Annotated in this window: 10 protein-coding genes; 6 read left to right on the forward strand and 4 right to left on the reverse strand. The window is 54.4% G+C overall.

All coding sequences use genetic code 11. The features are described 5' to 3' along the window. Positions 1 to 33: 33 nt before the first annotated feature. A complete protein-coding gene (gene uvrA, locus ACX9GT_RS02330) occupies positions 34 to 2,865 on the reverse strand; it encodes an excinuclease ABC subunit UvrA (protein WP_473189638.1) in 2,832 nt (943 codons plus the stop codon). Positions 2,866 to 3,151: 286 nt separating this feature from the next. On the opposite strand from uvrA, the gene ssb1 reads away from it, so the two are divergent. The 6 genes from ssb1 to ACX9GT_RS02360 all read left to right on the forward strand — a co-directional run bounded on the left by ssb1 (position 3,152) and on the right by ACX9GT_RS02360 (position 8,752). After that, a complete protein-coding gene (gene ssb1, locus ACX9GT_RS02335; RefSeq protein WP_473189639.1) occupies positions 3,152 to 3,697 on the forward strand; it encodes a single-stranded DNA-binding protein SSB1 in 546 nt (181 codons plus the stop codon). A gap of 171 nt (positions 3,698 to 3,868) precedes the next feature. Further along, positions 3,869 to 4,111 carry a type II toxin-antitoxin system ParD family antitoxin gene (locus tag ACX9GT_RS02340; RefSeq protein WP_473189640.1) on the forward strand — a complete coding sequence of 81 codons (243 nt, stop codon included), beginning with the start codon at positions 3,869 to 3,871 and terminating at the stop codon, positions 4,109 to 4,111. Continuing rightward, positions 4,104 to 4,388: a type II toxin-antitoxin system RelE/ParE family toxin gene (locus ACX9GT_RS02345; protein ID WP_473189641.1), complete on the forward strand. Its 285-nt coding sequence runs from the start codon at positions 4,104 to 4,106 to the stop codon at positions 4,386 to 4,388. The genes ACX9GT_RS02340 and ACX9GT_RS02345 overlap by 8 nt, the downstream gene beginning before the upstream one ends. Before the next feature lie 186 nt (positions 4,389 to 4,574). Continuing rightward, complete coding sequence (locus tag ACX9GT_RS02350) at positions 4,575 to 5,243, forward strand: glutathione S-transferase family protein (RefSeq protein ID WP_473189642.1); 669 nt, start codon at positions 4,575 to 4,577, stop codon at positions 5,241 to 5,243. Between the two features lie 330 nt (positions 5,244 to 5,573). After that, positions 5,574 to 6,935, forward strand: a complete 1,362-nt coding sequence (locus ACX9GT_RS02355) for an NCS2 family permease (RefSeq protein WP_473189643.1) — start codon at positions 5,574 to 5,576, stop codon at positions 6,933 to 6,935. A 167-nt stretch (positions 6,936 to 7,102) separates the two neighbouring features. Next, a complete protein-coding gene (locus ACX9GT_RS02360) occupies positions 7,103 to 8,752 on the forward strand; it encodes a Na+/H+ antiporter (protein WP_473189644.1) in 1,650 nt (549 codons plus the stop codon). 37 nt (positions 8,753 to 8,789) lie between these two features. Here the strand turns inward: ACX9GT_RS02360 and ACX9GT_RS02365 are convergent, their stop codons facing one another. From ACX9GT_RS02365 to lpxP, 3 genes are all read right to left on the reverse strand, one after another. After that, complete coding sequence (locus ACX9GT_RS02365; RefSeq protein WP_473189645.1) at positions 8,790 to 10,520, reverse strand: SulP family inorganic anion transporter; 1,731 nt, start codon at positions 10,518 to 10,520, stop codon at positions 8,790 to 8,792. A 209-nt stretch (positions 10,521 to 10,729) separates the two neighbouring features. Next, positions 10,730 to 11,422 (reverse strand): CTP synthase C-terminal region-related (seleno)protein, encoded by a 693-nt coding sequence (locus tag ACX9GT_RS02370; protein ID WP_473189646.1) that lies wholly within the window; start codon positions 11,420 to 11,422, stop codon positions 10,730 to 10,732. Between the two features lie 138 nt (positions 11,423 to 11,560). After that, positions 11,561 to 12,481, reverse strand: coding sequence for a kdo(2)-lipid IV(A) palmitoleoyltransferase (gene lpxP, locus ACX9GT_RS02375; RefSeq protein ID WP_473191486.1), 921 nt, complete (start codon positions 12,479 to 12,481; stop codon positions 11,561 to 11,563). Positions 12,482 to 13,117: the final 636 nt, after the last annotated feature.

A 13,117-nucleotide genomic window follows, 5' to 3' on the forward strand; every position in this document is an offset into this window, starting at 1 on the left:
ACCGCTCCTGCTGGCTACAGGAGCGGCAACACATCACTTTTTATTCAGTATTGGCTTCAGGAAACGGGCGGTGTGCGATTCTTTGCAGTTCGCCACGGTCTCTGGCGTGCCGGAGACCAGGATCTCACCGCCGCCGCTGCCGCCTTCCGGGCCTAAATCGACAATCCAGTCTGCGGTTTTAATCACGTCCAGGTTGTGCTCAATCACCACGATGGTGTTGCCCTGATCGCGTAACTGATGCAGCACCGCCAGCAACTGCTGGATATCCGCAAAGTGCAGGCCGGTGGTGGGCTCATCGAGGATATACAGCGTCTGACCGGTGCCGCGTTTCGACAGCTCACGCGCCAGCTTCACGCGCTGCGCTTCACCGCCGGAAAGGGTGGTGGCCGACTGGCCGAGGCGAATGTAAGACAGCCCCACGTCCATCAGCGTTTGCAGCTTGCGCGCCAGCGCCGGTACCGCATCGAAGAAATCACGGGCTTCTTCAATGGTCATTTCCAACACTTCGTGAATGCTTTTGCCTTTGTACTTCACTTCCAGCGTTTCGCGGTTATAACGCTTGCCCCGGCATTGATCGCAAGGCACGTAGATATCCGGCAGGAAGTGCATTTCTACTTTGATCACCCCATCGCCCTGGCAGGCTTCGCAGCGGCCGCCTTTCACGTTAAAGCTGAAACGGCCTGGCGTATAACCGCGCGTGCGCGATTCCGGCACGCCCGCAAACAGCTCACGCACCGGCGTAAAGATGCCGGTATAGGTCGCTGGGTTAGAACGCGGTGTGCGGCCAATCGGGCTCTGATCGATATCGATCACCTTATCAAAATGCTCCAGCCCGGTGACTTCGCGATAAGGTGCCGGCTCGGCAATGGTGGCACCATTCAGTTGGCGCTGGGCGATCGGGAACAGGGTATCGTTGATCAGCGTGGACTTACCGGAGCCGGAAACCCCGGTGATGCAGGTAAACAACCCGACCGGCAGCGTCAGCGTCACATCTTTCAGGTTGTTACCGCGCGCACCGCTCAGTTTCAGCACCTTGCTCGGATCCGCAGGCACGCGTTCCGCCGGGATAGCAATCTCACGCTTGCCGCTGAGGAACTGGCCGGTCAGCGATTCTGGCTCGGCCATGATGTCGTCAACGGTGCCTTCTGCCACCACATGGCCGCCGTGTACACCGGCACCGGGGCCGATATCGATCACATGGTCGGCCGCGCGGATCGCATCTTCGTCGTGCTCGACCACGATCACCGTGTTGCCCAGGTTGCGCAAGTGGATCAACGTTTCCAGCAGGCGTTCGTTATCGCGCTGATGCAGGCCGATGGAAGGCTCGTCCAGCACGTACATTACGCCCACCAGGCCCGCGCCGATCTGGCTGGCCAAGCGGATACGCTGCGCTTCACCACCGGACAGCGTTTCTGCCGAGCGCGACAGTGACAGATAGTTCAGCCCGACGTTGACCAGGAATTTCAGGCGATCGCCGATCTCTTTCAAGATTTTCTCGGCGATCTTGGCGCGTTGCCCGCTCAGCTTCATATTCTGGAAGAACGTCATGGCATGGCCGATGCTGAGATCGGAGATTTGCGGCAGAGTGGTGTCTTCCACGAACACGTTACGCGCTTCTTCGCGCAGGCGGGTGCCGCTGCACGAGGCGCAAGGGCGATTGCTGATAAACTTCGCCAGTTCTTCGCGCACCGCGCTGGATTCCGTTTCTTTGTAACGGCGTTCCATATTGTGCAGCACGCCTTCAAACGGATGGCGGCGCACGGTGGTGTCACCGCGATCGTTGATATATTTGAATTCGATAGTTTCTTTGCCGGAACCGCTGAGCACTGCTTTCTGTACGCTGGCACTCAGGCTGTTGAATGGCGCTTCCACGTCGAATTGATAATGCTCCGCCAGCGAGCGCAGCATCTGGAAGTAATAGAAATTGCGGCGATCCCAGCCACGGATCGCACCGCCAGCCAGCGAAAGCTCGGGGTTCTGCACCACGCGTTCCGTATCGAAGAACTGTTGTACGCCTAACCCGTCACAGGTGGGGCAGGCACCCGCCGGGTTGTTGAACGAGAACAGGCGCGGTTCCAGCTCGCGCATGCTGTAGCCACAGATCGGGCAGGCGAAGTTGGCAGAGAACAACAGCTCTTCGGCTTTAGCATCGTCCATATCGGCCACCACCGCGGTGCCACCGGAAAGCTCCAGCGCGGTTTCAAACGACTCCGCCAGGCGTTGTGCCAGATCGTCACGCACCTTGAAACGATCCACCACCACTTCAATGGTGTGCTTTTTTTGCAGTTCCAGCTTCGGTGGATCGGAGAGATCGCACACTTCGCCGTCGATGCGCGCGCGGATGTAACCCTGGGTAGCCAGGTTTTCCAGCGTTTTGGTGTGCTCGCCCTTACGATCTTTCACCACCGGTGCCAGCAGCATCAGGCGCTTGCCTTCAGGCTGGTTGAGTACGTTATCCACCATTTGGCTGACCGTCTGCGCCGCCAGCGGAACGTGATGATCCGGGCAGCGTGGTTCGCCAACGCGGGCAAACAGCAGGCGCAGGTAATCGTGGATCTCGGTAATGGTCCCGACGGTGGAACGCGGGTTATGCGAGGTAGATTTCTGCTCAATGGAGATCGCCGGTGACAGACCTTCAATATGGTCGACGTCCGGTTTTTCCATCAGCGAAAGAAACTGGCGTGCGTAGGCGGAAAGCGACTCAACGTAACGCCGCTGCCCTTCGGCATACAGCGTATCAAAAGCCAGTGAAGACTTGCCGGAACCCGACAGACCGGTGACGACAATCAGCTTGTCGCGCGGGATAGTCAGGCTAATGTTTTTGAGATTATGGGTTCGAGCACCACGAACTTCAATATTGTCCATTTACACTTCCCGTCATGATGATACACCGTGCTTGTCTGGGTTCTTTCGCGGGAAATTATGTGATCTAACGCGCAAAAAACCGGCACGGTCAGTACGAAACGCATAATTATGACACAAAATAACCTGAATGAATATCCAGTATAGGTATGCAACAAGGTCGAGTGCGGAGACAATTTTGCAAGGTGCTTCGCAGGTATAATCTAAGCAGGTGGCATGCTACAATTTGTGGTTTAGACTACGCAAAATGTGGTTTAAACCCACTTAATGATTCATCAGGAGATCTAACATGGCCAGCAGAGGCGTAAACAAAGTAATTCTGGTCGGGAATCTGGGCCAAGACCCTGAGGTCCGTTACATGCCTAATGGCGGCGCGGTTGCCAACATTACCCTGGCGACCTCTGAAAGCTGGCGTGACAAGGCGACTGGCGAGCAGAAAGAAAAAACGGAATGGCACCGCGTGGTGCTGTTCGGCAAGCTGGCAGAAGTGGCGGGTGAATACCTGCGTAAAGGTTCTCAGGTTTATATCGAAGGTGCTTTGCAGACTCGCAAGTGGACCGATCAGGCTGGCGTAGAAAAATACACCACCGAAATCGTGGTTAACGTGGGTGGCACCATGCAGATGCTCGGTGGCCGTCAGGGCGGCGGTGCTCCGGCAGGCGGTGGTCAGCCAGCAGGCGGCCAACAGGGCGGTTGGGGCCAGCCTCAGCAGCCACAGGGCGGCAACCAGTTCAGCGGTGGCCAGCAGGCGGCTCCGGCTCGTCCGGCACAGAATAGTGCGCCAGCCAGCAGCAATGAACCACCAATGGATTTTGATGACGATATTCCGTTCTAGGATTGAACTTAGGCAATATTGTTAAAGTATTTGATATAAAACCCCGATTTTTCGGGGTTTTATACTGTTAGTGCTAATCCGGTGAAGAGGGCAAAATCCCGTTAGATGCCTTCATTGACACTAAGAATAAGTGTTCTTATTATTGTGTTGATAGTTAACACAGGAGGCGTTATGGCCAGAACAACAAGTGTTACGATTGGTGAGCAACTCGATTCGTTTATCAGTCGATTGATAGAGAGCGGCCGTTACGGCTCTGCGAGTGAAGTGATGCGTTCTGCATTGCGCTTGCTGGAACAGCAGGAAGCCAATGATGAAGTTGTCCGTCAGGCTGTTATTGCCGGGTTGGAAAGCGCTGAGAGCCCGTTGTCACTGCGGGATATTGCAGCACAAAGAAAGCTGAAACATCGTGTATAAACTGAGTGAACTCGCCGTAGAAGACTTCATCGGAATTTATGACTATACGTTTCTTCAATTCGGTGAAGCTCAGGCAGACTACTATACAGATGCCCTTGAGGCATTCTTTGAAACGCTGTCTGGAATGCCGAATATGGGGCGGAACTACCATGCTGTCTCTGGCGTAATGCACATTGAATTTCAGCGAAATACTATTTTTTATACTGTTCGTGATAGAGAGATTCTGATTGCGCGTATTTTGCACCAACAGATGAATCATAAACGCCATTTATTGTAATCTACACACTGTCGCGTTTTACTTGGGATTGTACCAACTCCCTATTTTTCATATGAAATAACTACTCTGTTAAACCTCCTTCAATCGAAGTCGATCCCCCGAAAATGATGTGCCACGTCTAGCCCCTAATTGGCGAGAGGTTGAGATCACCGCTACCTTTAACGGAACTATTACCGGAGAAAACGCATGCTAATCGTCCATCACCTGGAAAACTCGCGCTCGCAGCGTATTTTGTGGTTCCTCGAAGAGCTAGGCGTACCCTATCAGGTACAACACTATGCGCGTGATAAAGCTACGATGCTGGCACCACCGGAACTGAAAAAAATTCACCCGTTGGGGAAATCACCGGTGCTTGTCGATGGCGATCTAGCTTTGGCGGAATCTGCCGCCATTATCGAATACCTGCAAGAGGTTTATGATGCGCACGGATTATTCACCCCTACCGATTTTCATGCCCGTCAGGAGTATCGTTATTGGCTGCATTATGCCGAAGGTTCGCTGATGCCGCTGCTGGTGATGAAACTGGTGTTCAGCCGTTTAGGGCATCCGCCGATCCCGTGGCTGATTCGCCCGGTAGCCGGAGCGATCGGTAAAGGGGTGCAAAAGGAATATCTGGATAAGCAGATCGCTACCCATCGGGCTTATCTGGAGCAGCATTTAAATAAAAGCCTGTGGTTTGCCGGTAATGAATTCAGCGCTGCGGATATTCAGATGAGCTTCCCGGTGGAGGCAATGGCGGCACGCGGTGGGCTGGAAGGTTGCCCGAAATTGCAGGACTATCTGCAACGTATCCACGCTCGGCCAGCCTATCAGCGGGCGCTGGAACAGGGCGGGCCATTGAACATACTTGAGTGAGTACCCGATGCCTTTTTGTATAAATTGTCGCGATCTTTAGTTGATCAGACGGCATGGAAGGCTGGATAATCGTTTGCTTCACATAGAGCCTCCACATTTCAAGCCTTAGCCCTGCTGGCTTTACTTGGGATCTGTTGGGCAAAAACCGCCATAAATCACCCACTTCATGCAATAAGAGTTAAACGTTTGCTTTTTTACACGGCGTCTTTTGTGGCGTTCAAGAAGGGTATAGCAGCGAACGTGACGGAAACGGTTTCGTAATGGCCATGCATGAGTGGAATAACCAGCCATATTTATACCAGATGTCAATGAAACACAGGGGATAGCAACATGTCGAATTCTCAAGCGAACAACGCCGCGAAACCTAAAGGCGGGCTTGATGCATATTTTAAACTTTCAGAACGAGGCACCAACGTGCGGCAGGAAGTGGTGGCGGGTTTAACCACTTTCCTGGCGATGGTCTATTCGGTGATCGTGGTGCCCAGCATGTTGGGCAAAGCAGGCTTCCCGCCGACCGCCGTGTTTGTGGCCACTTGCCTGGTGGCGGGTTTGGGTTCTCTGCTGATGGGGTTGTGGGCCAACCTGCCGATGGCGATTGGCTGTGCGATTTCCCTGACGGCCTTTACCGCTTTTAGCCTGGTGTTGGGCCAGCACATCAGTATTCCTGTGGCGTTAGGTGCGGTATTCCTGATGGGGATACTGTTCACCATTATCTCCGTGACCGGTATTCGTTCCTGGATCTTGCGTAATCTGCCGATGGGCGTTGCGCACGGCACCGGGATTGGTATCGGCCTGTTCCTGCTGTTGATCGCCGCCAACGGTGTCGGTCTGGTGGTGAAGAACCCGCTGGATGGCCTGCCGGTGGCGCTGGGGGCGTTCACTTCCTTCCCGGTGGTGATGACGCTGCTGGGGCTGGCCGTGATTTTCGGTTTGGAAAAGTTGCGCGTGCCGGGTGGCATTCTGCTGGTGATTATCGCCATTTCCGTGATCGGCCTGATTTTTGACCCGGCGGTGAAGTATCAAGGGTTGTTCGCCATGCCTAGCCTGGCGGATGCTGACGGCAAATCCCTGATTTTCAGCCTGGATATCATGGGGGCTTTGCAGCCTGTGGTGTTGCCGAGTGTATTGGCGTTGGTGATGACTGCGGTGTTCGATGCCACAGGTACCATCCGTGCGGTGGCCGGGCAGGCCAACCTGTTGGATAAAGACGGCCAGATTATTAATGGTGGCAAGGCGCTGACGTCAGATTCCCTGAGCAGCATTTTCTCTGGGCTGGTTGGGGCGGCTCCTGCGGCGGTGTATATCGAATCTGCGGCCGGTACGGCGGCAGGCGGTAAAACCGGCCTGACGGCCACCGTGGTCGGGATCCTGTTCCTGCTGATCCTGTTCCTGTCACCGTTGTCTTATCTGGTGCCGGTGTATGCTACCGCACCTGCATTGATGTACGTGGGTTTGCTGATGCTCAGCAACGTCAGCAAGCTGGATTTCGACGATTTTGTTGATGCGATGGCGGGCTTGTTGTGTGCGGTGTTTATCGTGCTGACCTGTAACATTGTGACCGGCATTATGCTGGGCTTCAGCTCCCTGGTGATTGGCCGCATCTTCTCGGGCGAGTGGCGCAGGCTGAACCTCGGGACCGTGTTGATTGCTGTCGCGCTGGTGGCGTTTTATGCCGGTGGCTGGGCTATTTAATCATTTATATGCCCTCTCTTGCGTGAGAGGGCATTCCTCTTCAGATAAGTCTCCTTCTTCCTGCGCATTGTTTTAAAAGGCATAACAAGCTTTTCCTACGGCGAAAAAAGTGATCTATTATTCGGCATATCTTGGCACTGTTCTAAACCATAGAGTCTAGGGAAAGCATGGAAATCTTTTTTACAATCCTCATTTTGGTCCTGGTGGTTTCCCTTTCTGGGGTGGTGACGCGTATGTTGCCGTTCCAGGTGCCACTGCCGTTAATGCAGATCCTCATCGGGGCTTTGCTGGCCTGGCCGCATTTCGGCCTGCATGTTGATTTTGATCCTGAACTGTTTCTGGTGCTGTTTATCCCGCCATTGCTGTTTGCTGATGGCTGGAAAACCCCTCTGCGTGAGTTTTTGCATCATGGGCGCGAAATCCTCGGATTAGCGCTGGTTCTGGTGCTGATTACCGTGGTCGGGGTGGGTTATCTCATTTACCTGATGGTGCCAGGGATCCCGCTGGTGGCGGCGTTTGCGCTGGCGGCGGTATTGTCGCCAACCGATGCGGTGGCGTTGGGGGGGATTGTCGGCAAAGGGCGGATCCCGAAGTCGATCATGGGCGTGCTGGAAGGTGAAGCGCTGATGAACGACGCTTCCGGTCTGGTATCGCTGAAGTTTGCCATCGCGGTAGCCATGGGCACCATGGTGTTTACCGTGGGCGGTGCCACCATGGAGTTTTTGAAGGTGGCTATCGGTGGCCTGTTGGCCGGGGTGGCGGTGACCTGGGTTTACAGTAAATCACTGCGGGTGATGAGCCGCTGGAGCGGTGATGATCCGGCAACGCAGATCGTCTTCCTGCTGTTGTTGCCGTTCGCTTCTTATCTGATCGCCGAACATATCGGTGTTTCCGGCATTTTGGCGGCGGTGGCGGCCGGGATGACCATCAGCCAGTCTGGCGTGATCCGTAATGCTCCGCTGGCGATGCGCCTGCGAGCTAACAGCGTTTGGGCAATGTTGGAATTTGTGTTCAACGGCACGGTGTTCATCATGTTGGGGCTGCAACTGCCGGGTATTATAGAAACCTCCATTTTGCAGGCTGAGTTGGATCCCACCATTGAGACCTGGTATCTGTTTACCGACGTGGCGATTATCTACGCTGCGCTACTGATGCTGCGTTTCACCTGGCTGTGGTTGATGAAAAACGCCAGCAAACGCTTTATGAAAAAACGCCCGCTGCAATTTGGTGACTACAGCACGCGTGATCTGTGGGTGGCGTCATTTGCCGGGGTTCGCGGGGCGATCACGCTGGCGGGTGTGCTTTCTATCCCTCTGTTACTCAGCGACGGCACTGCTTTCCCTGCCCGTTATCAACTGGTGTTTATTGCCACTGGCGTGATTCTGCTGTCGTTGATTATCGGTGTGCTGGTGTTGCCATTGCTGCTGCGTGGTGTGCAGATGGCTGACAAAAGCGTCAGCAAAGATGAGGAGCGTATGGCCATTGCCATCGTGGCGGAAGTGGCGATCGAAAGTATCAACAAGATGGAAGAGCGCTTGGCCGCTGACACCGAAGAAAACTTCGATCCACAGATTCTGAAAGAGGTCAGCTCGCGGGTGATTGGTGCGCTGCGGCGGCGCATTGCCAATAAAGATGATATCGAGAATGCGCTGGCGCTGGAAAACCTGGAGCGACGTTTCCGCCTGACCGCATTGCGGGCCGAACGGGGTGAGCTTTATCACCTGCGCGCCACGCAGAAAATCAGTAATGAGACGCTGCAAAAGTTGCTGCACGATCTCGATTTGCTCGAAGCCTTGCTGGTAGAGCGGGAAGGTTAGAGCGGGTTGGAAGGGCCGCGCGCGGCCCTTTATGTAGCTAAACTTTCAGCAGTGCTTCGGCATCTCGCATTCCTTCAGCCTTGAATTCTTTACTTTGAATCAGCCTCAATGCCAGATACAGGTCGGGAACCAGGATCAGATCGCGCTCATCACTGCCAGCGCGATGCAGACGAAACCAGCGAGTCAACTCGGTACGTCTGCCCGCGAGTACCAGGCTGATACCACGCAGTTTAAGCTCCTGCTTCAATTCGTTGATCGCTGCGAGCACGCTGATATCCGCATGGGTGAAGCTGGCCACCGCGTCAATCACCACCCAGCGCGGTTTTGCAGAGCTGCTATCCACCAGATTGGTGATCCGCCGCTTAAAATAGGCCACATTAAAATAGGTCAACGGTGAGTTAAAGCGATACATAATCACCCCGTCGACCGGCTTAATGCCGTTACCATCAGCAATCGAATGGATCATTCCGTCATCATTTACCCCGAGCAGTTGTTCGGTAGGCCGGAACACCGTTTGTAGAAATTGCAGCAGGCCCAGCAGAACCGCCAGCCCGATGCCGGGAATGATCCCCACCAGCAGAACGCTCAGAAAAGTAAACAGCGCCAGATTGAATGCGGAACGATTGCGCTTGCGCAGCCGGAAAATACTGCGCATGTCCAGTAACGACCAGGACGCGTAAATCAGCACCACGCCCAGCACCGGTATAGGAATAAATTGCAGCGGCTCGCTGAAGAACAGCACCACCAGAGCGATCGCCAGCGCGGCAATCACTGAAACCAACTGGCTTTTGCCGCCGTTGGCATCGTTAACCGCGGTACGGGAATTGGCCCCGCTGATAGCAAACCCCTGCGAAAGCCCAGAGACGATATTGACCAACCCCAGCGCACGAAACTCACTGTCGGCATCCACCTCGTAGCCATTTTTGGCCGCAAAGCTGCGTGTGGTGAGCATCATGCTGACAAAACTGACTACCGCCAGGTTTAACGCGGGGATCACCAGATCGCGCAGCAGCCCTGGTTTAAAATCAGGCCATGACACCATGGGCAAACCGCCACCGGTATAGCCCGATACCGTTTCGATGCCAAAGCGCGGTAAATTCGTCGCCCAGGTCAATGCCGTCGTCAACACCACGGCGAACAGCGGTGCTGGCCAATTAGGCCGGGCATAATGCACACCAAGCAGGATCAACAGCGTCAGCAGCGAGATACCTACGGTGGGCAAGTGGCTGTTGAGCAGGTTTTCCGGCAGCGCCAGAATGCGCTCAATCAGCTCACTGGAAGGCGATGTATAGCCAAACACTTTGCTGATCTGGTTGACGATAATCGTCAGGGCAACGCCGTTCAGCAACCCATTCAATATCGGGCGAGACAGCAGATCCGCAATCGCTCCCAGCCTGAAACGGCTGGCGATCAGACACCATGTGCCCATCATCAGGGTCATCACGATGGTTAACTGCCAGTGAAGTTCGGTGTTGCCAGCGGCCAGCGGCGTGACCACGGCGGCAATCACCGCGCAGGTTGCCGCATCAGGGCCGACGATCAGTTGCCGTGACGATCCAAAGATGGCGTAGGCGATCATCGGCAGAATGCAGGAATAAAGCCCGACGATCGCGCTCACACCGGCCAATTCGGCGTAGGCAATCGCCACCGGCAACGCCACCGCCGCGACGGACAGGCCAGCGCGAATATCAGGTTTCAGCCAACTACGCTCATAAGCGAGCAGATTCATCAAGCCGGGAGTCAGATTCTGGACGGATTTCCACTGCATATATTTTCCATCAGGCATAAGAATGGGAACGCTGACGTCAGGCTGTCTCTTCCATTGGCTGGTAACAGGCAGGGAAGAGACAGCCAGCGTATTTCTAGGTGCTTTCTGCAACCTTTAGCCGAAGTATAGCAGGCGATTTTGAGGTGAATTCCTTGGCGTAACAGGCTGTTTGCTTAATTTTGTTGCGGCAGTTCTGCCCCTGCATGGGCTCAGCGCGCGGCCTGGATCAGGGCCACCACCAGCGGTGACAGTTCGCCACGCAGCGCCGCGCGTTCCGACTGGAACAGCGTAGCGGCATAAAAACGGTGCCCCGGCAGTTCTATCGAACGCACATCCCCTTCGGTGTCATGGCCGCTGACGATCAGCGGGTGCTGCTCCAAGTCCGCAACAAACTCAGGGTTTACGCCAAAGTTACAGTGGTAGCCTTCGTACGTTTCCAGTTTGCCATAGGCGCGGGCGATCAGCGTTTCCGGCTGGAACAGGATGGTGCCGGTTTGTTCAACCAGCGAACAGCTTAGCGGGGCGATCACCAACCGGCCACCTTGATCGGTTTCCGCATGTCCGGCATCGTGCCAGCCCATCACATTGCGGGCATATTCCACAATCGCGTACTGAAAGCCGCCGCAAGATCCCAGAAACGGCACGTTCTGTTCACGCGCGTAGCGGATGGCCATAAAAGCGCCATCATCAGAGTGATAGGGGCTACCGGGAACCACCCAGATTGCATCATAACCCTGTAATACCGAGGTTTCGGTAAGGGTTTCTGTGGCAAGCCACTGGAACTGAAGATCGATATTGAGGTGTGAGGCAGTAAGTTGCAGAGCGACGGGGATAGCTTGGTGGGAGACAGCGGCTGGTTTGTAATCACCGACCAGAGCAAGACGAACCTGAGTTTTCATCATTTCCTTTTCCTGTGCGGGTAAAAAAGGAGGTTACAGCAAAGTTAAAATCTGTTCAGTGGGTTTTTCGACGGGGAGCACAAAATGCCTGAGAGGGAGAATAGATTGGGGCACAGTTGGCTGCACCCCAGAATGTGATGCTCAATACAGCGAAGGTGAGCCTGCCGGGCGGGTCTTGAAACGGCGGTGCAGCCACAGATACTGCTCTGGCGCGCGCATGATCTCTTTTTCCACCACTTTGTTAATGTAGGTTGCGGCGGCAATTTCATCGCTGATGGGGTAGTCTTCCAGCGCGGGTTGGATCAGCAGATCGTAGCCACGGCCCTCAGGGCGACGAATCAGCACTACCGGCAGCAGTGCTGGCTTGGCCAAGCGCATCAGCATAAAAGTACCGCTGGTGGTGGCGGCCTGCTCGACCGCAAACAGTGGAGCAAATACGCTGCCGCGCGGGCCGTAATCCTGGTCTGGCGCGAACCAGACGGCTTCGCCGCGTTTCAGGGCATTCACCATACCACGCAGGTCTTTGCGATCCAGCATTGCCTTGTTGGAGCGCATACGGCCTTTGGTCTGGGCCCATTCCATGGCTTTATTGTTGTGTGGGCGGTACATCGCCATCATCGGCTGGCACAGGCCCATCGCTCGGCCACCGAGTTCCAGCGACATAAAATGCACACCAATGACCAACACGCCGCGATTGTTCTGCTGCGCCGCTTGCAGGTGTTCGAGGCCGGAAACGCTAAACCAGCGCTTGACGCGTTGGTCGGGCCAGAACCAGGCCATACCGGTTTCCATCAGGCCCATGCCGAGGGATTCGAAATTACCGACCACCTGGCGCTCACGTTGTTCTGCGTCCATATCAGGGAAGCACAGTTCAAGATTACGGCGAGCAATGGTGACGCGGCGCTTCAGGAAACGCATCGAGGTGCGGCCCATCCACATACCGAGCTTGTGCAGTAACGGATAGGGGAGTTGCACCAGCAGGAATAGAACACCCAAGCCAAACCAGGTCAGCCAATAGCGTGGGTGCAGAAAAGCACGTTGGAATTTTTGCGGGGGCTTCATCATTAACTCATTATGCGATTGGGTACGAAAACCTGTAACGCATAAAGAAGCGACTCGATAGCGGTACAAGGTTCAGACAACCAGTCATGGTGATCGTTTAGCCAAATTGTAGCATTAGCAAAGTATTTATATTCGAAGGGCAATTCGCACTGCTATCAGGTTTCAAAGAACGGCTGCTTGCCAGCGGAAGGGGCTCTTGGAACGGGTATTGTAGCATACAATATCGGGGTATGAAGGGGGGGGGGAGTTGGTTAAAAGGTTTTTCAGGATCCCATTGTATAGGTTTGTCCTCCTGTTTTATTGACACGCTTTTGGTTCATGGCGTGCCATAGACATATTTCAATAATGTGTCGATAAAAACTCTTTATTTCGACACGTCTAGCGCATATGTTGATACCATAAACATGTCCTCTTTATATGTCGATAAAAATCACTTAATTCGACACGTTTTTAGTTCATGTCGATATCTACGCATCTCTGAACTGATCCAGCGCACTTACCGCTAACTGGGCCAGTTCTTCCGATCGTATTGAGCAAAATTGATAAACCCGCCAGGAGAGCCGGGGCACTTTCTCTCTTGCGGAAATGCCCACGATTTTTTATGGAGTAGGTAAGCACGGCTTGCTTTCTGTTTAC

The organism is Serratia sp. YWN4, from assembly GCF_055790845.1.